This is a genomic window from Nostoc sp., assembly GCF_036917555.1.
Lineage (GTDB): Bacteria > Cyanobacteriota > Cyanobacteriia > Cyanobacteriales > Nostocaceae > Nostoc.
In genome coordinates this window covers 72123-96212 of record NZ_JBALDD010000082.1, presented here as the reverse complement: position 1 = coordinate 96212, position 24090 = coordinate 72123, and the positions used below count along the sequence as shown (strand labels likewise).

Genomic DNA, 24090 nt, shown 5'->3' with positions numbered 1-24090 from the left:
ATTATCTTAGTGCCATTCGATTATAATGAAAGCTCAAGACTCAACTGTTGATGAGCTTGAAAATCTTTATTATTGTTTTCATCTATATTAAAATTATTTCTAATTTCATAATTGGTGATGAATAACTCTTTACCTTTGGCAGCACTACTTTGTTTGTAGTTATTCATTCCATACTGCAATTCCCACTCAAAGAGATTAGAGTCTTGAAAATTTTCTCTAATAATAGGTGAGTCATCGTAAGTTATTAGCCAACGGTGACGACATTCTATCACTAATTCACCAAACTTCTGATGCTCAAAAGATGTGTGTAAATCACCATTTTTACCATACAACTTGGATTTTGTAGCAGCAAAATAAGGTGGATCTAAAAATATAAATAAATCTTTACCATCTGCTTGTAATAGTTCACCATAATCTAAATTAGTAATCTTTACATCTGCTGTTAAAATTTTTTCTAATTTCTCCAGGCGGTCTATCGACGAGTAAGTAAAGCGTTTATGAAAAGCTTGCTCAGAAAATCCCCCAGATTCTACAGTGCCAGAGAAAGTAATTCTATTCAGAATAAAAAAACGTACTGCTCTATCAAAATCCGATAAATTGTTGGGATCTACACTAGTTAATTCCTCAAATAGCAACTTTCCATCTGTGTATTTATCTTTAACACGATGTATTTCTTCCACTAGCTGAGGTAGATGAGATTGAGTAGATTTCCAAAACAGAAATAGTTCGCGGTTTAAATCGTTAATCCAAATTTTTAGGTGAGGAAATTTTTGCTTTAAGTAAATAAATACAGAACCACCACCTACGAAAGGTTCTCGAAACTCAGAAAAACTATCTGGTAAATATTCAGCTATTTGGTTAATGGCTTTTGACTTGCCACCTGGGTAGCGTAATGGACTTTTTATCATAATTGTTGTACCCAATAACGGTTATAAGTTTAAATAATCAAACAATTATCTACTTTAAATTATATTTGTATTAGTTACTTGTCACTTCTATTTTAAGCTTTTGATTATCTTCAGCCTCTACAGCGAGTTGTCTAATTATTTCCTTTTGGTTATTGTTAAAGATTTTCACATTAGTAGCCAAAAAAGATTCTAGCTCCGTTGCTGATGCCTCTGGAAACACAATAGAGCCTATCACGTTTTTACCAGTCAACTTTAACTTTGTTATAAAGGATACTGGTTGTCCACTGATATTTAACGAATCTAGATTAGAAAATAATATTAACTTGAATAAACCATCTTGGATATCAGGGAGCTTTGGCAAAGATTCTTTGGAAGTGTTTTTTGACTCTTGTATTATGTAAATATCATTTTCGTGGAATATTTCATCTGGAGTTAAATAATAGACTCCTCCTAAGTAGTTTTCTATACTAAAGGTAGCTTTTAATCCATCAATTAAATATTCTAGTTTATGAGACGTTAAAGCTTCTCTCTTACTAGCGCTCTGGGAACCTTTAAGAGAAATATTTTTAAACTCCTCGAATTCCTCTATAATTTTTTGTAAATAGCTATTCATGCCTTGTCGAGGGTGAATCATTACTCCAGTTGTTGTGGAAATGGAATCATAACAATCGAGAGCTTTTTCAAAAATTTGTACAAATCTTTCTTCAAATAAGTTTTTGTTCCAATGGAGAACACTTTGGTGATATGCTAGTATCTCATCAATTTGAGATTTGACAAATTCATTATTGAATTGCTGGTTGGTTATTTTATGCTTATTACTTTGTCCGCTTTTGGTACTTTTATGAGCAGTTTCATAATAAGCAAGAACTATATAAATATTAAGTAAATTCATCCACGAGATGGTTGAATACTGAATTCTATCTCTATCTCCATCTTTGCCTTCTTCTTTAATAACTGGGATAATAGTTATTACTTTAGAAGTATTATATGTATCGTAAATTCTGGCAAAGGGGTAACTTCTAGTTCTTTTAGGTGATACCCATTGCGAATAGGCAATTTCTGTGGTGGGAGACTTAATTAATCCAAATGTATTTGCTTGGTTAATATCAAATTCATTTAAACTAATCTCTTTTAATTTCTCTGCCAAGTAAGTTTTATAGGTTACTCCCTTGATAAATCCTGTAAAGTGTAGAACTTCTGTCATTTTGCGCGTTATTGTCTTGCGGCCCTTCAAGAAACGAAGTCAAATTTTAAATGCTTTGGTTTTTAAGAACCTTAGCCATTAAAGCATGGAACAGATGCCAATACCTTATAAGCTTCCCGTATATACACGAGGTGAAGTGGTAACACTCACCTCGATACCCCAAGAGACTCCTTACGCAATAAATAGCCGGATTGTCTTGGAAGCCTACACTCGTCCTTCGTACTGAGTGTAGGAGATGTTACAGAAAACAAAGGCTGAAAGTATTGTTATTGCTTTAATTAGAATAAACGAACAGGTTTATTTTGTAGCTTGGAACTAATTGAGCTTAACCGATCGACCACAGAAATCATGTATTTGTAATCTGGTACTTGTCCATTGGGTACGTATCCCACTTCTTGAGCTAAACCAGAAGGTGAATCACTCATCACTTTGCGGATAAATTCTTGACGGTTACGTTCTACATTCGGCCCAATCAAGACCACACCTAATGGTACATAGTGAGGGTCTTTAAATAGTATGCGGAATTCGGTTGGGGCCAACTGTGAACTGTAGAGACTTAATTCCGCCTCTGAGACGGCACAGGCGATCGCTTTTCCTTGAGCGACCAATTCCAGTGCTGCTTTGGGTGTGGGTGCAAACAGTATCTCAGCTAGTGTTGTACCATAAAGATTGTAAAGAGGGAAATAATATCCTGTTGCAGAACCTAACTGTCCTAAAGCCACTGTTTTGCCTTGTAGCTGTTTCAAGTCAGTTATCGGATTATCTTTGCGAACAACGAAGATGGAACGCAAATCACTAATACCTATTAAAGGAAATAGGGGAACATATTGGTGACGTGCGATCGCAATAGCCGCTAAACCCGGTGGAGCAAATACCAATGACCAAGCACGAGCATCAAGGCGCTCAACCGCTCTATTTTCATTAAAAACAGGCTCTAGCTGAATATATGAGTTTGTTTTTTCACCCAAATAACTATTAAATTTAGCATATTGATTAATTATCTGTTCACCTCCACCATAGTTAATCACACCAATAGTTAACGTGCCCTCAACTCCACCTTGTGGTTTGCAGGCAGCAAATGTAAAACCTAGTAGATGAAACAGAAATAAACGACGGGAAAATCGCACAAACATCACTAATTATGGTTAAAGAAATAATTTGGCTTTCAGGACTAATTTAGATAAATTTGACTACTGCCTAAACAGGTTATATTGTAATAAAAAATTAATATTTATTTAAATGTTGTTGAGATGCTTTCTAACAGGTATAAATAAATATTAGACAAACTCACAGGTCACCCTATTTGCTTAGGTTATGTTAAACAACATTACGTTAAAACACTTAAAAATAGGTGCTAAATTTAACTTACTTTTAGTATTAGTTTTCATCATCAGTATTTTGGGAAGTGGCGTTGCCTTATCCAGTGTACTTCAAGGGAGAGCGCAAAATGAAGTAAGTTCTCAAGCAGAAATTCTCATCCAAATGGTGAATGCAGTTAGAGACTATACACAAAATCGCATAAATCCTTTATTAGAACCTAGATTAGATAATAACCCAACTTTTATACCTGAAGTAATACCAACTTTTTCCTCTAAAGAGGTTTTTGAAAATTTTCGTAAAAAGCCTGAATTTCAAAACTTTTTTCATAAAGATGCAACACTTAATCCAACCAATTTAGCGGATAAAGCTGATAATTTTGAAACTCAACTTGTCGAGCGTTTTCGCAACGAACCTAATACTCTAGAAATTACAGGCTTTCGTAAATTGTCAGAAGGCGAAGTATTTTACATTGCACAACCATTAAAGATTACACAAAATAAATGTTTGCGATGCCATTCTACACCAGATCAGGCTCCTAAAAGTCAGTTGCTAAATTATGGCTCGGAAAATGGTTTTGGCTGGCAACTCAATCAGATTGTTTCTGCTCAAATAATCTCTGTTCCTTCTCAAGATATTTTTGCCAATGCCAAACGGACTTGGATATTGATAATGGGACTTTTAATTACGATCTTTGCGATCGTAGTTTTCTTAATTAATTTCTTAATCACAAAATATGTAATTCAGCGTATCAGAAGAATAGAAAAAATAGCTCAAAAAGTTAGTATTGGTGATATGAGCGCTGATTTTCAAGAAAGCTCTAATGATGAAATTGGCGGGTTAGCAGAAGCATTTAATCGGATGAAAGCTAGCTTAAAAATAGCTCTGGAGATGCTGAATAACCAAAGCTAATAATTCGTAATGCACGGAGATAAAAACGCAATTTTGAAAAAATCAAGATAGTAGGCGTTGCTCAAATTCCAAAACTTTTTGAGGTTCGGTAATTTGTGATGCTAAAATTTTCACAAATTCTGCACGAGAAATTTGTCCAGAAGATTTAATAGCTTTTTGAACTAGAAACTTAGCTATTGGGCCAATTAAATTAGCCAATTCACGTTCACACTCTTCCAGAAAGTTATCGCTAATGACTTTAGATTCTTGGTTTAATAAATTATTTGAGTTAATATCAGATTGATCGGATTTAACAATAAATTCTTGTAGTAACGTAGATTTCTCTAGTAAAAACATTGTTTTCTTCTTAAAATCAATTTGTTGATTCTCTCGAAGATGAAGGACTAATTGACTAATTAATTCTTCAAAATTGGACGCTGAAGCTGCAACTTGTCGTAGTAATCTTGAGGCGATGGGGCCGACAAATTCTAAAAGAATTGTTTCTAAGCGGTTGTAATTTTCTCCAGACAGAAGAGAAGCAGGCGGATACCCAATTGAGTTTTGTTGAGAAAGCGAAGCTTGAGGCGGTTGTGTAAAATACGGTAGTTGAAGTGATTGCGCTTCTACCTGGTAATCTTTACAATAATATTCTTGCTCCTTGGGTGTCAAAGATAGTAGTTGAAGTGATTGCGCTTCTACTCTAGTATCGAGATCCTTAAGCGCCCGTAAAACTTCAGCCGCAGACTGATAGCGCTGTTTAAAGTGATGTAGCACCATCTTAGATAGCACAGATGCCAACTCAGAACTGACGTTAGCTTGATGCTGCCAATAAATTTCTCCTGTATCTGGGTCTTCCTCAAAGTTTATAGGGTGTAAACCTGTCAGCGATTGTATACCAATAATGCCCAAGGAATAAATATCACTGTTGGGGCGGGGTTTACCTCGCCCCTGTTCTGTAGACATATATCCGGGAGTACCAATGATAATAGTAGCCCCCGTGCGCCCTGCAATTGTGAGCAGTTCAGTTTGGACTTGTTTAACAGCGCCAAAGTCAATCAGCACTAACTTACCGTCTTGTTGCCGCCTAATTATATTGTCCGGTTTGATATCTCGATGAATAACGTTGTGGCTGTGAATAAATTGTAGAATACCCAGAACCTGCTGGAGCAGTTGAATTACTTGATCTTCTGTCCAACGTTGATTGGGGAATAGTTCCGCTTTCAGGGTATGTCCTTCAATGAACTCTTGCACCAAGAAGAACTCTTGGTTGTCTTCAAAATAGGCTAAAAGCCGAGGAATCTGGTCATGGTAGCCCAATTGTTCTAGTGTTTCTGCCTCACTAGTAAATAGCCGTCTGGCAGTTTCGAGAAATTCAGGGCTACGAGTGACGGGCTTAAGGTGTTTGACAACGCATTTGGGGAAACCTGGCCGATGGGTATCTTGGGCTATGTAAGTTTGACCGAATCCACCTCCACCTAATGTCTGGAGGACTTGGTAACGTCCGTCTAATAATTGTCCTAACATTGTGTCACAAGCCTTAAGTCCTCAAATTAATCTTGGCACAACTACCAGCTTTGGTAAGGTTTGTTGAGACAGAAAGTAGGTAGTGCCAAAATTTCAAGCAAGGTTTTTTGAAGATTGTATTACAAGTTTATGACTAACTAGACTCCAGATCGGCTTGCAGGCATATTATTATTGAAGCTTTAATAATTCCTCAGAAATCGCCAGTGCCTCAAGTTTTGAAGCAGTTGTTGGTTGAGAGACTACGCTAACTTCTTTTAATTGAGTTTTATTTACAAAATAGGTGATTCCCCGAAAGCTCAATTTATTATAGGCTACTGGTGCTACAGGAGCTTCCGCCGATTTGAAATTTGCATCAACACGATAGTTAACGCCACGGTACATCAAATTATAAGCTGGTTCAACTTGAGGAACTGGTTGAAACGGCTGTTGTGTTTTTTTACTGCCAACTTTGCTTGAGTCGTATTCGTAGCTCAGACCACGATAGTAAAGTTTCATAATTTTCGCTTCCTGAATAACTATTTTTCAACAATCCCAATGACTTATCAGAGATTGATTAGAGAGTTATGCAAGAGCTAATGTAAACTTACACTTTTTAAGGAACTGCTTAAAGGATTAGGCGTCTAGAGTGAAAAGTCTATTGGGCATTGGGCATTGAGAAGAGACAAGGTAGACAAGGAAGAGGGGGAGATAAGGGAGAGACTTGTTCAATAATTTCCCCTTGTCCCCCTTGTCTCCTCGTCTCCCCTGCTGGCAACCTCCCGTATGCTTACCCTTTTCATTCGGGGGTTACGTGGTTAACAATGGGTTGAATGTTTTTTTAAATGATTCAACTTTATGGCTAGAACTGCAAATGAATATGCCGTATACCTACTACTGGAAAGCGGCCACCGAGAAGAAGTACGTTTTCCTACTATTCAAGAGTTTCAGAAATGGTATAGCGGCGAACTTGTGCCAAAATCTGCTTCTAATGACTTTATTAGCGTGCCAATCAAAAATATTCAAGGGGAATATATGGTAGTACGCCCTTCTCGGATTGTAGCAATCCGGGTAGAACCCATTTTTAGTTCCAGTGTTGAAAGATTCAACTAAATGATGAGAAAAACCCTTGCTTTGCTTTCCTTGAGTCTAGGAATTGCCCTCGTAAACCCTCTTTGGTCGGCTGTTGCTCAGGTTCCTAACTTACTGCCGTTGCCACTACCGACTACTCCTGATCTTCCACCTCTGCCAGTACCAACTACTCCTGAATTAACGCCGCCGCTAAAACCAATCACTATCGGAAGCGATTGTACAGTCCGGCCGACTTGCTTGGGTTGGGATGAGCAAATTTGGAGTCAAAGAGGCAAAACAGGCGTTGGCGCTTCGCCCACCGGAGGCGATCGCAAAGCGCTGTTGGCTTCCATTGATAACAGTCTGCTTTACCTAACAAAGGGTGATGCGATCGCAGCATATCAAAATTATCCAGTTCGGGAAATTACCCTCGATCGCGTCCGCCGGAGTTTGCTACGTTTCCGCCAACTAGTTGTCAGTTCTAACTCAGCAGCGCAACTACAAGCTGCTGTCAGTCGTGAGTTTGTCTTCTACCAATCTGTGGGTAACGATGGCAAGGGTACTGTTAAGTTCACTGCTTACTACGAACCTGTTTACACCGCTAGCCGTGTCAGAACTGCAATATATAAGTATCCTCTTTATCGGCTACCACCTAATTTCAGCCAATGGCCTAAACCTCATCCAAAACGAATTGATTTGGAAGGGAAGGATGGTTTAAAAGGGAATAAGAGTAAATTACATGGTTTAGAATTGCTTTGGTTTCGCGATCGCTTTGACGCATACATGGTACATATCCAAGGTTCTGCCCAAATTAAGTTAACTAATGGCAAAACAACGTCAGTTGGCTATGCAGGTGGAACTGATTACCCTTGGACTAGTATCGGTAAAGAACTGGCAAAAGATGGCAAACTTCCACTGGCAGGATTGACAATGCCACGTATGATTAGTTATTTCCGACAAAAGCCCCAGGAGTTGAGCAATTATCTGCCCCGCTGGCAACGATTTATTTTCTTCCAAGAAACAAGTGGTAGAGCTGCTACTGGTAGTATTCATGTGCCAGTAACAGCAGAACGTTCCATTGCTACTGATAAGTCTCTCATGCCTCCGGGAGCGTTAGCGCTGATTTACAATTCATTTCCCTATCCTGCCAGTGGTGGCAAACTAGAGAGGCGTACTGTCAGTCGGTTTGTGCTTGACCAAGATACAGGAAGCGCCATTAAAGGCCCGGGCCGGGTGGATTATTTCATGGGATCTGGTAAACTAGCAGGCGATCGCGCCGGTGTCACAGGCGGTAATGGCTCACTATATTATTTGCTGCTCAAAGAATAAAGTTAGGAGTTAGGAGTTATTAATTCAAAACTCATCACTCCTCACTCCTCACTCATCACTCTCTTTAATACGGTGGATAAGCAAAATCATCTTCATCAGCATAAACATAAGAGTTAGAAACTCCTGCCATTGCCAATTTAGGGGTTTCTGATTTTACAGGTTCCTTGCCAAAATCTTTGTATTCTTCAAAAGTCTTACAAATCATTGCAGACTCAAGAGCATCAGAAGCAATTAAATATTCCGTTAAAGTCCCTACAGTGGGATGTTTATAGTCCACAGTTGAAGCTACCAAAACTGTATTTGGTTCAATACCTCTTTCTTCACATTCAATGATAGGAGAAAAAATCCCGTGAGCGTGGAACAAAGGCCCTTTTGGTGTCAAAGGTTGCTTGCGGTAAATAGCATAAGCTTTTTCTAGTTCAGCAACGAATCCACTAACTACTTTGCCTTGTTGATATTCGCAGTAGGTTTTGCTGAAACTCGCTCCGGCTGCACCATTGAGAGTTAGTTGTAGTGGTGATTCATGTAAAAACTTTTTATTCTCACCCACGATAAAAATTAGATAGCGAGTAAAGGTTTTAAATTTAAGTTTGTCGGCTAAAAAAGCATCATAATTATCTTTGAGCGTACCCAGTTTTAGACCACTTTCCCGGTCTTTAACAGACAATGGCCCCCGACGCACTATAACCAAGCGTGGAGTAGCACTAATAAAGACTGTTTCTACTCCAGAGCTAAATTCATGCTCTACTTGCTGCCAATTATCATCTGGCACAAAGCCAACAGCATTAGCATTATCTAGCTTAATCGCCAAACCGTGAGATTGTATACCATCTGTGCCATACCGAGGATTAATCATCTGACACCAGGGAAGGACTTGAGAAGGCGGTGCATTGAATTTCTCGTCTTCAAAGTCAAAATTAGCAGATGCTTTCATCGTTTTAGGCTATCAAAGTGTTTTGTTGAACAAGGTTATCGGCAGGGCGCTGATCCTGGAAAGCCAGTTATGTACTGTGGTTCCCAAAGTTTAAGAACATTAAACTGGCGTAGTAGTTTTTCTAGAGTAAGACAGAATCAATCTATGTTGCAATCCCTGTTTAGTTTTTTAACAACAAATTCTTTCTTTGGCATCTCTCTATCTCCCTGCAATTTTCTACTATTTTCGGTCAATAATGCGATTTACTTTTTGTTCCTCTCGTGGTTAAATTCAAATCAGCAAATTACTGTAAACTTAAAGTAGCAAGAGTCTTCAAATCAGGCACTTCTAAATCAGGTTGAGTGACTGCTGGTAAATTCGCACTAACCCCTTGCTCTGCTCGACGATTTACCCAGACTGTTGATAATCCCAAAGATTTGGCTGTCACAATATCATGATATACACTAGCAGCAACGTGTAATATCTGCTCTAGCGGCAAATCAATTCTCTCAATAGCCAATCTGAAGTTGTTGAAGGAGGGTTTGTAGCTTTTTGCCTGTTCTGCTGTGATTATCGGGTCAAATTCCACCTCCAAGTGCTTTGCCGAGAAAGCAAAGAGATCGTCATCTACATTTGAGATAATTACCAGCTTAAACTTTTGCTTTAAAGTTCTAAGTGCCTCAATTGTATCGGGGAAAGGCAGCCAATGCTGAATCGAATCGGCAAGTGAATTTAGTTCGTCAGCAGTTGGCTCAAAGCCAAATCGTTCGCCAAATTTCTGGACTACTCTTTTCAAAACCTCTCGATATTTGATATATTCTTCTTTTTCCAGTTCTGCTCCAAATTCAGCAAAAATATTAAGAATTTGCTCGTCATCCAAATTAGTTTTGTGTGCCACCAGAAGTGGCTTTAGCACCCCTAAGATGCCATTCTCCCAATCAATTAGGGTTCCGTAACAATCGAAAGTTAAAGCCTTATACTGATTTAAGTTAATCACCTTTTTATACTCCAGAGGTTGATTAATAGTGTTCAGTTTTCACAAATCAAAAGACGGGTGAACCCATCTGCGTTGGCGCAGCCCGCCCCAGGCATCGCCACATCCACTGTTCTTGAAGTCTCTGAACATTTTTTATATATCAGGGCAACGCGGAACCTATAGGTTGCTCAAAGATTGACACAGTGAACCACAAAGGTAGTTTTACCGTTATACCTGCCTTAGAGAGCAGTGCTAACCGAAGTTGTATGGGCGTTATCCAAATAAATTGATATTACATTGATATTACACTGTTACTAAGTTTAGGGTATGGGATAATAGTTGTTCCAGAAAGGAAATTATTCCTAAGTATAGTTTGTATGGATGTTAAATTTCAGGATACACAAGCCAATACCACTAAACAATTAAACTCAAGTAAACAGCCAGCTTATAGCAAGACATCCAAAACTTTTTCGGTAGCAGAGGCAGTGGTAAAAATCCTGGAAGATATGGGAGTGCAGTATGCCTTTGGTGTATCGGGAGGTGCAATCGCCCCAGTGTGGGCTGCGCTACACCAAAGTTCCATCCAGGTGCTGCACTTTCGCCATGAAGCCGGAGCAGCTTTTGCAGCCATTGAGGCATATTTTGCTAGCGATCGCCCAGTTGTGATATTTACGACTGTAGGACCGGGGATCACCAACGCGTTAACAGGATTATTAGCTGCCCGTTGCGAGGGCGCTAAGGTGATTCTGGTAGCAGCTTCGACCTCAGCACCGCAGCGGGGACGTTGGGCTTTCCAGGAAACCAGCGCATACACTATGCCCAGCACAAGTATTTTTAATTTAGGGCAAATATTTCATTACGCGACTAATCTTGAACGTAGCGATGAACTTACAGAGATTTCTCGAAAGCTTGCTCTTGGACTGGTACAACCAGGAGGATTCGTCGCATATCTAAGTATCCCTACAAATATCCAGACAAGTTCACTAACAACTTCGTTGCCACAAGTAACTCTGTCTCATGCTGTGGCAACAGCAAGTGAGGAAACAATTACAGAATGTGCCCGGTTACTGACTGAAGGGCCATTTGCCATCTGGGTTGGCTTCGGTGCGCGCGATGCTGCCGAAGATATTCGCCAACTTGCTGAGAGAACAGGCGCAGCAGTAATGTGTTCGCCGCGTGGCAAAGGGATTTTTCCTGAAGATCATCCACAATTTGTAGGAGTTACAGGTTTTGCTGGACACAAGTCTGTTTTGACATATATGCAGAAGTATTATCCTTTGCATACTTTGGTTCTGGGAACGCGCCTTGGTGAGTTTACATCGTTCTGGAACCCTACCATGATCCCCCAGCGAGGATTTTTGCATATTGACATCGACCCAGATGTGCCAGGAGCAGCGTATCCAGATGCCAAGACGTTTGCTATCCAGTCTGACGTAAAAGTGTTCATGAAGGAGCTGTTGAAGCATTTTTCTGTAAGTAATAGTCACCCAACAGCGGTAACGCTGCCTCGACCTGAACTTGATTTAATCAAGCCATGTACAGACAGTTTAGTGCGACCCAAAGTACTTATGGATGTAATTCAACAGGTGATTGTTGAAGGAAGTGATGCAGTAGTAATGGCTGAATCGGGTAACTCGTTTGCCTGGGCAATTCACCATCTACGATTTACTCAACCAGGCCGTTTTCGGGTTAGCACTGGCTTTGGGTCTATGGGGCATTTCGTTACGGGCATTGTAGGTGCGGCACTGGCAAGGAATAGTAAGGCTGTTGCTATTGTCGGGGATGGTGCTATGCTCATGAATAACGAGATCAGTACAGCAGTGCAACACCAGATTTCTGCTGTCTGGATTGTACTTAATGACTCGCGCTATAACATGTGTGACCAAGGATTGACGCTACTAAATTTTAAGGGAGTGGATGCGAAGATTACGCCGACGAATTTTGTCGAGATTGCCCAAGCTATGGGAGCTGATGGAATACGCGTTGAAAAGGAGTCCGACATCCAAGTTGCACTGGAAAAAGCGATGGCAGCGAGCAGTCCATTCGTGGTTGACGTACTCATAGACCCTACTCATATACCACCCTCCGAGAGTCGCAATCAGAGTCTAATTTCGCAAGGCGCTAAGACTATAATTAACTAGGTGATTGGATATGGTGCATCCCCCAGTAGGTATTCGCTCACTCGCCGTGAGCTTTCCAAGGGTTATACGTAGAAATGATTATTACATAGAAAAATACCCTGAGCTAGTCACTCAGGCTGAACAAAAAAGTTTAGCAAAGATGTTCTCGCTCGTAGGAGACATACCCAGCAACGAGTTTGAATTAGAGATGATGCCCTATCTGTCAGACCCCTTTCGTGGCACTGTTGAGAGGCGGGTGCTAAGTCCAGGTGAGTCGTCGCTGACGCTGGAGTATCGTGCAGCAAAGGATGCTCTCGATGCGGCAAAGCTTTCTACGGACGACGTAGATATCTTGCTCGTCGCCTCGTTCTTACCTGAACAAATTGGATTTGGCAATGCTGCCTTCCTTGCTCGTGAACTGGGATTACAGTGTGGCGCATGGAATCTCGATGCAACGTGTGCCAGTACCCCAGTTTCCCTTCAAACTGCCTGTGCCTTGGTACAAGCTGGAGGGTACCGCAATGCGCTAGTGGTAATATCATGTACGTACTCTCGCTTTTTCGATGAAGATGATACTCTCTCATGGTTTTTTAGCGATGGTGCCGGAGCTTTTGTAGTTAGTTCGCTCAAGCCGAATCAGGGTATTCTAGGCACAAAGACTATTAACACCAGCATTTTGTGCGATCAATTCTTTTTTAAACTTATGGAAGATGAACAGGGCAAGCAGCGGCTCCGTATGCATGTGACCAAGGGTATAAACAAGGCGATCAGCGAAACAGCCGCAAGTCTTCTGCATACTTGTTGCGAAGGCGCTATTTCTGCTGCGGGTATAACCTTGGAGGAAATTGATTTTTTTATTTTCAATACAGCCTCTGCTTGGTTTGCAAGCTTCTGTACCCGTGTATTAGGCATTGATCCAGAGCGCACAATCAATGTCTACCCTCTTTATGCAAACATTGGGCCAGCACTAACCGTAGGCAATTTGTACCACGCTGCTCAATTGGGCAAAATTCACGAAAATGACTTGGTTTTGATCTATGCCTTTGGTGCAGCCAGTTCTGCCTCTGCAAGCGTGATCCGCTGGGGCGATGTGGTGCTAGGTCCTGTTCCGGTCAATGAAACTGATTCGACAGTGAAAAATTCCGAAACTGGAAGTATCATTCCTTGCTAAGATGTCCAGCAGGATTTAACCCGTAGTCAGAAGTTAAATGAAAAAAACAATTCTGACAACAGGATTTTTCTTGTTGTCTTTTATGTTTCCGCTTAAAATTCTAGCTGCACAGAATTATCAGGATATTTATGTCTTTGGTGACAGCTTTTCTGATACAGGAAATGCATTCAATGCCACAAATAAAACCTTTCCCCCAAGTCCGGCATACTTTAATGGACATTTTTCCAATGGTCCAGTTTGGGTAGAATATCTGGCACAAGACTTGGGATTATCCTTCAATCCTCGCAGCAACTTTGCCTTTGGAGGGGCTACCACCGGAGTCGATAACATTAGCGTTCCTGAGTTCCCCGGATTGCAACAGCAAATCGCTAGCTTTACAGCAAAAAATCCGTCTGCTAATCCCAACGCCCTCTATATTGTATGGGCTGGTGCTAATGATTACTTCAGTTACTTTGCAGGGGGTGTTACGAACCCCAACCAGGCAGTTGCAAATATATCGGCAGCAGTCACATCGCTTGTGGCCATAGGCGCTCAAGATATTATAGTAGTTAATCAGCCAGATTTGGGAAAGTTTCCAGTTGCAAACTTCAATAGTCAAATACCCAGCTTATTCAGCACATTGACCAATGCACATAATTCTGGCTTAAACGCGACCATCAACTTTTTGAACCAGCAACTAGACCCTGATATCAACATCATTCCTTTCAATGTTAATAACTTATTTAGTCGGATAATTGCCGAACCAAAAGAATTCGGTCTGACAAATGCTACCAACTATTGCATACAAGACTTATCAGTAGTGCCCTTAAATTTGCCCACCCAACCAGTCGCCTGTAATCCAGACGAATTTTTATTTTGGGACCCAGTTCATCCTACAACCGCAGCTCATCGGCTTATTGGAGAATCTGCATTTTCAGTACTGAAGCCAGTGTCTGTCCCTGAACCTTTTAATGTGTTAGGGGTGTTGGCTTTTAGTGCTTTTGGTGCAGTTTCGGCACTGCAACGCCATTATTCAGTTAATGCAGAACAAAGCAATTTAGAGGGAAAGTTACATCCATGACAGGTCAATTTGATGGAAAAGTAGCATTAGTTACTGGGGCTTCATCAGGCATTGGTCGGGCGACAGCGATCGCATTTGCACGTGTTGGAGCAAAGGTTGTAGCTGCTAGCCGTCGAATTGCCGAGGGGGAGGAGACTGTGCGCTGCATACAAGAGGCAGGAGGAGAGGCTATTTTCGTTAAAACCGATGTATCAAGGGCAGCTGAAGTGGAAGCGTTGGTTAACAAGACAGTAGATACTTATGGCCGTTTGGACTGCGCTTGTAATAATGCCGGACGCGCAATTTTCAAACCACTCATTGAAATGCCAGAAGAAGAATGGAACCAAATGTTCGACGTAAATCTCAAAGGAATGTGGTTCTGCCTCAAATACGAGATTAGCACAATGCTCAAACAAGAGGGCGGTGCAATTGTAAACGTTGCTTCAGTTGGTGGTGTGATAGGTGCCGCAGGTACTGCCGCCTATAGTGCCACTAAAGGTGGAGTTATTGCCTTAACCCGAGCAGCGGCAATAGAATATGCTAAATCTGGCATCCGACTTAATATTATAAGTCCCGGCAGCATTCAAACCGATATGTTAGAAACTGTGCCCACAGACCTACTCGCTCAAGTTGCAGCTGGGCATCCTGTAGGACGTATTGGCAAGCCAGAGGAGGTTGCAGAAGCTGTGTTATGGTTGTGTTCGGACGTAGCTTCCTTTGTTACAGGGCATAATATGATAATTGATGGGGGATATACCGCGCAGTAAGTGTGGTCTACTCCTGTTTCTCAAGCGCCCCTAAATCTTTCAAAGTAATTTTTTGAGCCTCAGTTAAACCTGTCACTTTAGTGATATTCATGTCTTCGTAAGGTCTATAGCTTTTCAAAGTTTTCAGGCACTCACCTGTCTTGACATTCCAAAGCTTAATCGTATCATCTTGACTACCACTAACTAGGGTTTGACCATCGGGACTAAAGGCTACTGACCAGACTAACTTGGTATGTGCTAACAAAGTTGTTACGCAACTGCTTGTCTTCAGATCCCATAGCTTGACCATTTGATCGCCACTGCCACTTGCCAGCGTGCAATTATCCAGAAAGGCAACTGTGTATACGCCACTAGTATGCCCATACAAAGTTCCAATACATTTACCTGTGCTGACATCCCAAAGTTTCACTGTTTGGTCAAAGCTGCCACTCGCTACTGTATTACCATCAGGACTTAAGGCGACTGACCAAATCCAGTCAGTATGACCGTACATAGTTTGAAGACAACGACCAGTGCTGACATCCCACAGCCTTACTGTTTGGTCATTACTAACACTGACCAGCGTCTCACTGTCCTGGCTAAAAGCGACTGCCCATACCCAATGAGTGTGACCTTGTAAGGTTTTGAGGCATTGCCAGGTCTTAGTATCCCACAACTTCACTGTTTGGTCTTCACTGCTACTAGCAAGCACACTACCTTGGGGACTGAATGCAACTGATGTAACCCGATTACTATGTCCCAACAAAATTTTGAGGCATTGACCGCTGGTAGTATCCCACAACTTTACTGTTTGGTCTTCACTGCCACTAGCAAGTATAGTACCTTGAGGACTGAAGGCTACTGATGTGACCCGATTACTATGTCCTCGCAAAGTTTTGAAGCACTGACCAGTATTAGCATCCCATAACCTTACCGTTTGGTCATTATTGCCACTAGCTAGTGTAGTACCTTGAGGACTGAAGGTAACTGACCAGATACCATTACAATAACCCTGAAAAATTTTAAGGCATTGACCAATACTGACATCCCATAACCTTACTGTTTGGTCATCGCTGCCACTTACCAGCGTCTTACCTTCTGGACTAAACGCAACTGACCAAACCCTGCTATTATGTCCGTGTAGAGTGGTAAGGCAGCGACCAGTACTTATATCCCAGAGTTTCACCGTTTGGTCATCACTGCTACTTGCCAGCGTCTGACCATCATAACTGAAAGCAACAGAATTTACGCAATCAGTATGCCCATGCAAAGTCTGAAGGCATTTACCTGTACTAACATCAAATAGCCTCACAATTTGGTTATGATAGCCACTGGCCAGAGTTTGACAATCCGGGCTAAAAGCAACTGATTTACTCCCACTATTCTCAACCTCCATAGTTTTGAGGCATTGCCAGGTCTTAGTATCCCACAACTTCACGGTTTGATCATCACTGCCACTGGCAAGCGTAGTACCTTGAGTACTAAAGGCAACTGATGTAACACGATTACTATGTCCCCGCAGAGTTTTAAGGCATTGATTGCTACTAGTATCCCACAACTTCACCGTACGGTCTTCACTGCTACTTGCAAGCAGTTGACCGTCTGGACTGAAAGCAATTGACCAGATTCCACCACTATGACCTTGCAAATTTGCAAGGCATTGCCCCGTATTAGTATTCCATAGCTTGACCTTTTGGTCATCACCGCCACTAGCAAAAATATGACCATCTGGACTAAAAGCCACTGGCCAGATAAAACCTGTGTGCCCATTAACGGTAAGTAATTGTTTTCCATCCGCAACCTGATACAGGCGAATCTCACCACTAGTATCCCCCGTAGCCAAGAATTTTCCATCAGGGCTGAATGCCACTGAGTGAATGCCTCCCAAGGTTTCAGCAAAAACAGACTTGGCTAGATCGGCGTAAGTGAAATTTACATTGTGCAAATTTACGTTGCGTAGGTCTGCTTGCCAAACAGTCAGGTGAGAAAAATCATAGCCACTCAGATCAGTTTCTAGATGATAAAGCAGATTCAGAATGTTGCCAGATGTATACCCTGGTTCTAAAGGAGATTCTTCTTTTAGTCTGGTGAGAATTTGAATTAACTGATTTTCAATTTTTCTTTTACTTCTTAAGATATTAAGCAACCCATCTATAACTGGTTTAATGATGAGACGAACTTGAGTATCTTTAACATAGTCTTTACCCATCGCCTTCATCAGAGCATGACATCTGAATAAATCAATATTCTGAGTGACAATCTCTTCACAGACGAGTTCTATCAAGCTACTAGTCACATACTCCATAACTACAGGCTGGAGCGTAAAGAATGATCCAGTTTTTTCAATGAGCGTAGACCTAGCCTTCTCGATTAGCGATCGCCTTCCTAAAGATTCCAGAGCTTCAAGTAATTTTGCTTGTGGTACTGGTAATATAATGTCATCTCGCAATTCTGATAGTGCGATCGACTCCTGATTAATCGCTAGCCAATACATTATTTCCTTTTCTAAATCTGACAAGCGCTCAAACTGCTGCTCTAAGATATCACGAATGTCTCCAAAAACAGCCGTGTCTTGTTGCAAAAAGTCAGTCATATTACCATCAAAGATATCTTGAATGGTCGTGGCAACTATCTTTAAGGCCAATGGATTGCCTGCGTAACGTTCAATCATTACTTTCCATTCATCCTCTGCCGCCGATAGTCCCTTGAGTTTTAAAATTTCTTGCCCTTCCGCCACCTTTAATCCACTCAGTGGCAATGAGCGAACAGGTAGTACTTGTCCTTCCAAAAATGCTATTTCTCTGGGTTTTTCACGGCTAGTCAGCACCAAGCAGCTTTGGTGAGTTGCTTCTCCTACCCGTCTTAAAAGCTCACCATATTCCTCATATCCTTCTCGATAAAGTCCGGCGCGGCTACCAGTGCGAAGAATTGATTCTGCATTATCAAGGATCACTAAACAGCGATAATTTTGTAAATAATAGAGTAGTCGCGATACGCGATCGCTAAAGCTTTCTGGTAAGTTACTTTCTGTTTCCTGTTCGTCAGATAAAAATTGGATTAAGTTACCTAGAATAATTTTAACAGGCGGTGCTTCTCGTAGCGATCGCCAGATCACATACTCAAAGTTGTCCTGAATTTTTTGAGCAAACTTTACAGACAGTGCTGTTTTTCCAATACCTCCTATTCCCAATAGTGCAACCAATTGGCAGTGTTCATTGAGAATCCATTGCTCTAGTGTAATAAGTTCTTCTATACGCCCATAAAAAGCTGAGTTAAAGATAGCCTCTCCCCAATCTAGACGATTATTTGAGCTTGTATAGTCACTTTTATCTATTTTTAAGTTAAAAACTGAAAAAAGCTTCTCAATAGTCTGTTTGTCAACTCCTCCTTCTCGATTCAATACTTTCGAGATGGTGGCGGAATATAAACCAGAATGTACACTCATTTCTTCAAGAGTATACCGATTTCCAAAATTTTCTTTTGCTTCTGACTGATGCTTTGCTTCTTTAATTTTTTGTAAACCCTTGGTAGTAAGTGCAACGCCACGCTTACGTCTCCAATTCTGTAAAGTCATGTATTAACTCACTGTTCGTTTAATTACTTTTTATTAAAAGGAATTATCTACTAGGTTGCTATAGATATGGGGTAATAGCCATAACAAACGAATAATCTCATGTTGCAGAGGATTTAAAACAGGTATATTACCAAAATATTCACTCATAAAAACCACCTTTGGCATCCACTTATCTCAGTAATTCAACACCGCTTACTCAACAGACAATCTAAACTGTAGGGCATTGCTGACATCATCTCTTCAGCCGAAAGCTTCTTACATTTGGTGATGGCAGACTTGTTACGTATGTATTAGTTATTTAATACCTCGTATTCTCCGTAATATTTTTGGGGCGTAAAGCTTAAGTTCAATCTCAAAATCTCGATTTTCACTGGTAAAGACAGCTCAGAATTGGCAATCTTAAAAAGGAAAGTTTGTATATATCTAGCTTATCAATCAATGAATAAAACTGCTGCACTTAAATTTCCCCGTTTCACAACCTCCAGTAAAAAAAGAGCGCTTAAGCGAATCACTATAAACTTGACATTAGATGAAGCCCAAAACCTTGAAAAGTATTGTGAACAGACAGGCAGAATAGCAATAGACGTGATTCGAGAACTCATTCAAGCTTTGCCTTGAGCAGCTGAACATTGACGCCAAGTCTGAAAAGCGCCAATCTACAAGAGTTATAGCTCAAGTAGAAGGTATTGCAGATTTGGACAAAGGTTTCAAATTTTATTCTGACGTGAGTAATTGCAAAAACAGTAATCATAGATTAGATTCTGACGGCTGTATATTTGCTACCTCAATGCTGTTGTTTGTTGCGAAAATTTTAAACAATATGGGTTAGAGATTATTTTCTGACGAAGATGACGACAGACTAAGGATAGTCACCGAACCAAAAAAATATTCTCTCACTCTTGATTGTGCAACTCAATAATAGGGATCATGTCATCTTCTTTTCGGCGCGTTGCGCCCGCCGTAAATGAGCGCAGCACGCCAAAAACTAAATTTTTACGTCCCTCTCAATCATCACAAACAATTACTACCTCTTAATTTAACACCTCCAATTAAACCAAATTTTAATGCTTATATATTGAAAATGAACCAAGGTGAAATGGTTTACAAATCTACTTTTATTTCGTCAGTGGCAAGGCTCGAATAAGTTCTCTAATGACATCTGTTGCTGGTCTGCCTGTCTGTTCACAATATTTTTCAAGGTTTTTGGCTTCATTTGATGCCAGGTTTATAGTGATTCGCTTGGCCGCCCATTTTTTGTTCATACTGAAACAGATAAATCGTGTAATTATAACTTCAAATTCTGATTTTACCTTCCAACTGGAAAGTAACCTAAATTTTGGATGTACTGAGATACCCTTTCAATAGGACACGTTGTAAATAAATATTGCAGGTGCGCTTTACTGATTTACTAACTTGTCTATAAATGATAAAGGAAGAATCAATATTTTGTACTCTATCATTTAATTTTTTAGCCTTTTTAGCTTAGGCTGTAGTCTCATGCTTAACGTTCGCTGTGCATAGCTTGCTATGCACAGCAGTAACCACAGGACAAAGGTGACAGATAAAGTCGCTAGTGTTTATAACAAGAGCGAACGAATGATCTAGAGTAAGCGAATTCAAACGCACTTGCAAAATAAAGATCAATTCTCAAAGTATCCCTGTCTTTTCAATGTTCATTCATTATTGAAGGTGCAGGTTGAGAGCTATATTATTACTCGATTGATAGAAAATATCTATGGCATCTAGTTAATTCTAGATAATCCAAATTTTACAGCCTTTCAATTAAACTATAAGCCTGCTTTATTCACCTCAGTAACTCAATTAATATTGGCAGAATATCTATTTATATCATTCTAATCGAATTCATAATTGAAGCTTAATTGCAATAAATTTATAATTAACAATATTGCAGAAAGCCTTAACCTAAATTTGTACTAACTTTAACTCAACCTTTGCTTACACTGTATGCCTTAGTAAGAAGATTGTGTAGTAACTATAGTAAAATACTGTATCCCAATCGGATTTTAGATGTATTGCTACCATTAATCCAGAGCTAAAAGTCAAATTGGAGGTTCTTACGAGTTGCTATTTACTCGATTAAGGATCAGAGATTCATGAAACTGCAACTGACCCAATTAGATATACTCTAAGCCAAATTAGCTAGAGCGTAGACACATGAGACGCACAGATGCTGCTTGAATAGCGGAAAACTAGGTGTCTACGCCCACAGCATGACATTTGCATATTTTCTGTGGAGTTTTCTTAACTATTCTTGAGGAGTACAAATGCTTGAGGCTATCGCAGTTGCTTGGTTATTACTGTTTTTTGGCGATTTTTTATCTACATTCTTTTACCACATACCCGATCATGTTTTTGGTAGCCTTCATTTAAAAACGCACCACTCCTGGAAAAAGGATTTCCGCCACTATGCTATTTTGACTTTTAATCCCCAGGTTCTTTTAGATGGTATCTTGGGAGCTTTACCTTATGTACTTGTAGCAGTAGTATTGTGGTCTTTCTCTCCCATTGGCGTTATCTCTGGATTACTGCTTGGTCAGTTTCATGTATGGTGGAGACACATAAGTGTACTGGGTTGGCAAACTCCAAAGCCTGTAAATATCTTATGTCAAATTCTATTTATCACCACTCCTGAGAGACACTGGTTACATCATCACAAAACTAATTTAGGTTTCGGCGATATTTTCACCTTCTTTGAACAACCTGCACAAATGTGGTTGCGCTGGCTGCGATTACTCAGACTTCGTTTTCGTGACTCTCGGATCTAACTAAAACTAGCGCTTACCTAAATACTTTTTAAAATTACCAAAAGAAGCTGCGATCGCAGCTTCTTTTGGTACACTCAAGGCGATTATTATACTCTCCGAAATGCGCTCATTTATATACTCAAAAAGCTAATTCCTAATTTATGATGAGTAGTAATAAAAGACATGAATGTACCATAGATTTAAATCTATGGTTTTATCTAATTATTTTTATTTTACTTATAGTTATTCTAAGCGATCAAACAGTAAGCGAGTTACAAGGACGGAAGAATGCCTCTGGTACAGAGTTTAAAGGTATTTGCTACTGCTCGACTTCGCTGTTATATAGCTAAGGTTTTTGGGAAAACTAGTCTTAATTAGTAAATTATTATATCCCTAGATTTTTATGACAATTCCTCTCTTTTCGGGAGATGCTAGGCGTAGCTTGCTTATACAAAGGGGTACAGATAGCTACGGTGAAGGTGGCACGAGGTTGCAATACAGTGTAGGTTTCTCTTTGAGACACTACGCCAACGAATCAACACTGATTGCTAAAAATTTGCAACCTGCTCTAGATGAGGTGTTTCATGCCCGCAGTTAGCCTCAGAAAGATGCTCAACAAAAAAGAGTTGCCATCTCTTATTCATAAATTAGTCTACCAGTTCAATATCGCGATTGATGTTGAACTGGTAGACGGCACGAAGCTGATTAGCATTGGGGAGCAAACTGTAGAAAACCGTTATCCAATCGAGGTTTCAGGAGAAATCATCGGTTGGGTTGTTGGAGAAGAACAGGCAACTATACTTGCAAATTTGCTCTCATTTCTGGCAAAGCAGGAAGCTGAGAAGAAAGTACTCGCCAAAGAATTGCTAGAGCGATATCAGGAAATTGATTTGTTTGACGATATCTCGACTCAACTGACAACAAGTTTAGATACGCGACAGATTGCCCAACTTGTGCTTCAAGAATTGAGTCAATTAATTGAATCATCTGCGGGGATGATTCTGCTTTTAAGTCCAGATGCAACTGCGTTTGAAATCATTGCCGAATTTGGAGTGTTTTTTGACCACAATCAGCCAGAACCGGGTAAGGGAATTATCGGCAACATTGTGCAATCCAACCGGGCCGAACTTGTCAATGATGTGCAAGCCGATCCGCGATTAGAGGGGCAAAAAAACGTTAGTGCAATGATTTGTGTACCGTTACGAGCCAAAGAGCGGGTACTAGGAGCGATCGCTATTGGAACGCCCAAAACTGACTCATACAAGGCTGAACACCTGAAACTGGTGAGTATCTTTGCCTCTCAAACAGCGATCGCTATTGACAAAGCTGTGCTTTACGAGCAAAGCACTCAAGCAGCCCTCCAGGCAAAAGCCCAAACACAGAAGCTTCAGCAAGCTCTCCATGAGTTGCAATTAGCCCAAACTCAGTTAATCCAAAGCGAAAAAATGTCCAGTCTCGGGCAACTTATTGCCGGAGTTGCCCACGAAATCAATAACCCGGTTAACTTTATTTGCGGCAATTTAAAGTATGTTGCTGAATACGCCCAAGACTTGTTACACCTGTTGGAAAAGTATCAGAAATTTCTACCTGTTGCTCCTCCAGAACTGGAATCAGAGTTAGACAATATAGACCTGGAATTTATCATGGAGGATTTCCCCAAACTGCTAGATTCGATGAAACTGGGCACAGGTCGCATCGTCGAAATTGTCCAATCCCTGAAAAACTTTTCCCGCCATGATGAAGCTGAAATGAAAGCCGTGAACATCCACGATGGCATTGATGGAACACTAATGATTCTTCATCATCGTCTGAAAGCAGATGTTCATCGTCCGGCAATTGAAATTGTTAAAGACTATGCAAAACTTCCTCTAATTGAATGCTATCCCGGACAATTGAATCAGGTGTTTATGAACATCCTGGCAAATGCCATTGATGCTTTGGAAGAAAGCATGGAAAATTGGAGACTCAAAAATAATCCTCAATCCCCAACCCCCAATCCCCAAATCACTATTCGTACCATAGCCATTGACCACCAGTGGGTTGTAATTCGCATTGCCGACAACGGCCCTGGCATGAAGGAGGAAGTAATTCGCCGCATTTACGATCCCTTCTTCACCACGAAAGATGTTGGTAAGGGAACCGGGCTAGGCATGGCAATCAGCTACCAAATTATTGTAGACAAACATGGGGGAATGCTCAAGTGTCGTTCTCAACCAGGTGAAGGCACAGAATTCTGGATTCAGATTCCAGTCAATTGTGCATTGACAGCCGCTGCTGAAGAACAAAATAGCACCTCTGCCTCACCAACTCCCACAACCGAATTATCCCCCACTCACGATGCAGACGGCTTCATTCCATCAACAGTTCCAATGCTCAAACCGACGGATTTGCTGATCCGCCACACTCAACTGATCCACCGACTTTCACAACACAATCCAGATGTGGAAGTTGCATCACCCGCTCAAATTTACCAGATGTTCCAACGCCACCCTATTTCGTTAAAGCTTTACGCCACTTTGTTGTCTTGGTTCTGTTGTTCTAACCCTACTCAAATACGCCACTAAAG

At 40.7% G+C, this 24090-nt stretch carries 20 protein-coding genes; 11 read left to right on the top strand and 9 right to left on the bottom strand.

What is annotated here, in order from left to right; genetic code table 11:
- Window positions 1–20 precede the first annotated feature (20 nt).
- Both V7K60_RS31910 and V7K60_RS31905 read right to left on the bottom strand, forming a co-directional pair.
- Window positions 21–908 carry a DNA adenine methylase gene (locus V7K60_RS31910; protein WP_334931805.1) on the bottom strand — a complete coding sequence of 296 codons (888 nt, stop codon included), beginning with the start codon at window positions 906–908 and terminating at the stop codon, window positions 21–23.
- 70 nt (window positions 909–978) lie between these two features.
- Window positions 979–2112: a hypothetical protein gene (locus V7K60_RS31905; protein ID WP_334931781.1), complete on the bottom strand. Its 1134-nt coding sequence runs from the start codon at window positions 2110–2112 to the stop codon at window positions 979–981.
- A 94-nt stretch (window positions 2113–2206) separates the two neighbouring features.
- Between V7K60_RS31905 and V7K60_RS31900 the strand changes: the two genes are divergently transcribed.
- Window positions 2207–2338, top strand: a complete 132-nt coding sequence (locus tag V7K60_RS31900) for a hypothetical protein (protein ID WP_334931779.1) — start codon at window positions 2207–2209, stop codon at window positions 2336–2338.
- Window positions 2339–2390: 52 nt separating this feature from the next.
- On the opposite strand, the gene V7K60_RS31895 is transcribed toward V7K60_RS31900, so the two are convergent.
- Window positions 2391–3245 carry a phosphate/phosphite/phosphonate ABC transporter substrate-binding protein gene (locus V7K60_RS31895; RefSeq protein ID WP_334931773.1) on the bottom strand — a complete coding sequence of 285 codons (855 nt, stop codon included), beginning with the start codon at window positions 3243–3245 and terminating at the stop codon, window positions 2391–2393.
- Window positions 3246–3426: 181 nt separating this feature from the next.
- Here V7K60_RS31895 and V7K60_RS31890 point away from each other — a divergent pair, with 181 nt between their 5' ends.
- Window positions 3427–4341, top strand: coding sequence for a c-type heme family protein (locus V7K60_RS31890; protein ID WP_334931770.1), 915 nt, complete (start codon window positions 3427–3429; stop codon window positions 4339–4341).
- A gap of 42 nt (window positions 4342–4383) precedes the next feature.
- Here V7K60_RS31890 and V7K60_RS31885 read toward each other — a convergent pair whose 3' ends face one another.
- Together V7K60_RS31885 and V7K60_RS31880 are read right to left on the bottom strand one after the other, a co-directional pair.
- Window positions 4384–5844, bottom strand: a complete 1461-nt coding sequence (locus tag V7K60_RS31885) for a serine/threonine-protein kinase (protein WP_334931768.1) — start codon at window positions 5842–5844, stop codon at window positions 4384–4386.
- 168 nt (window positions 5845–6012) lie between these two features.
- A complete protein-coding gene (locus tag V7K60_RS31880) occupies window positions 6013–6339 on the bottom strand; it encodes a DUF4278 domain-containing protein (RefSeq protein ID WP_334931766.1) in 327 nt (108 codons plus the stop codon).
- A 339-nt stretch (window positions 6340–6678) separates the two neighbouring features.
- Between V7K60_RS31880 and V7K60_RS31875 the strand changes: the two genes are divergently transcribed.
- The gene (locus V7K60_RS31875; protein ID WP_190728057.1) at window positions 6679–6933 is read left to right on the top strand and encodes a hypothetical protein; all 255 of its coding nucleotides are present in this window, start codon (window positions 6679–6681) and stop codon (window positions 6931–6933) included.
- Between the two features lie 3 nt (window positions 6934–6936).
- A complete protein-coding gene (gene mltA / locus V7K60_RS31870) occupies window positions 6937–8220 on the top strand; it encodes a murein transglycosylase A (protein WP_334931803.1) in 1284 nt (427 codons plus the stop codon).
- A 64-nt stretch (window positions 8221–8284) separates the two neighbouring features.
- Here the strand turns inward: mltA and V7K60_RS31865 are convergent, their stop codons facing one another.
- On the bottom strand, window positions 8285–9154 hold the full coding sequence (locus V7K60_RS31865; protein WP_334931764.1) for a DUF5895 domain-containing protein: 870 nt from the start codon (window positions 9152–9154) through the stop codon (window positions 8285–8287).
- A gap of 283 nt (window positions 9155–9437) precedes the next feature.
- Window positions 9438–10130 (bottom strand): haloacid dehalogenase type II, encoded by a 693-nt coding sequence (locus V7K60_RS31860; protein WP_334931762.1) that lies wholly within the window; start codon window positions 10128–10130, stop codon window positions 9438–9440.
- A gap of 356 nt (window positions 10131–10486) precedes the next feature.
- Here V7K60_RS31860 and V7K60_RS31855 point away from each other — a divergent pair, with 356 nt between their 5' ends.
- From V7K60_RS31855 to V7K60_RS31840, 4 genes are read left to right on the top strand one after another with little or no spacing between them, the layout of a single operon-like run.
- Window positions 10487–12250, top strand: coding sequence for a ScyA-related TPP-binding enzyme (locus tag V7K60_RS31855; RefSeq protein WP_334931760.1), 1764 nt, complete (start codon window positions 10487–10489; stop codon window positions 12248–12250).
- Window positions 12251–12260: 10 nt separating this feature from the next.
- Entirely contained in the window at window positions 12261–13400 is a 1140-nt protein-coding gene (locus V7K60_RS31850; protein WP_334931758.1) for a 3-oxoacyl-ACP synthase III family protein, read from the top strand.
- Between the two features lie 37 nt (window positions 13401–13437).
- Window positions 13438–14460, top strand: a complete 1023-nt coding sequence (locus V7K60_RS31845) for an SGNH/GDSL hydrolase family protein (RefSeq protein ID WP_334931756.1) — start codon at window positions 13438–13440, stop codon at window positions 14458–14460.
- On the top strand, window positions 14457–15206 hold the full coding sequence (locus tag V7K60_RS31840; protein ID WP_334931754.1) for an SDR family oxidoreductase: 750 nt from the start codon (window positions 14457–14459) through the stop codon (window positions 15204–15206). The genes V7K60_RS31845 and V7K60_RS31840 overlap by 4 nt, the downstream gene beginning before the upstream one ends.
- Window positions 15207–15213: 7 nt before the next feature.
- Here V7K60_RS31840 and V7K60_RS31835 read toward each other — a convergent pair whose 3' ends face one another.
- Entirely contained in the window at window positions 15214–18759 is a 3546-nt protein-coding gene (locus V7K60_RS31835; protein ID WP_334931753.1) for an NB-ARC domain-containing protein, read from the bottom strand.
- A 1115-nt stretch (window positions 18760–19874) separates the two neighbouring features.
- Window positions 19875–20021: a ribbon-helix-helix protein, CopG family gene (locus V7K60_RS31830; RefSeq protein ID WP_334931752.1), complete on the bottom strand. Its 147-nt coding sequence runs from the start codon at window positions 20019–20021 to the stop codon at window positions 19875–19877.
- 1023 nt (window positions 20022–21044) lie between these two features.
- On the opposite strand from V7K60_RS31830, the gene V7K60_RS31825 reads away from it, so the two are divergent.
- The 3 genes from V7K60_RS31825 to V7K60_RS31815 all read left to right on the top strand — a co-directional run bounded on the left by V7K60_RS31825 (window position 21045) and on the right by V7K60_RS31815 (window position 24088).
- Window positions 21045–21545: a fatty acid hydroxylase gene (locus tag V7K60_RS31825; RefSeq protein WP_334931751.1), complete on the top strand. Its 501-nt coding sequence runs from the start codon at window positions 21045–21047 to the stop codon at window positions 21543–21545.
- A gap of 382 nt (window positions 21546–21927) precedes the next feature.
- Complete coding sequence (locus V7K60_RS31820) at window positions 21928–22122, top strand: hypothetical protein (RefSeq protein ID WP_334931750.1); 195 nt, start codon at window positions 21928–21930, stop codon at window positions 22120–22122.
- Window positions 22109–24088 carry a GAF domain-containing sensor histidine kinase gene (locus tag V7K60_RS31815; RefSeq protein ID WP_334931748.1) on the top strand — a complete coding sequence of 660 codons (1980 nt, stop codon included), beginning with the start codon at window positions 22109–22111 and terminating at the stop codon, window positions 24086–24088. Before V7K60_RS31820 ends, V7K60_RS31815 begins: the two co-directional genes overlap by 14 nt.
- Window positions 24089–24090: the final 2 nt, after the last annotated feature.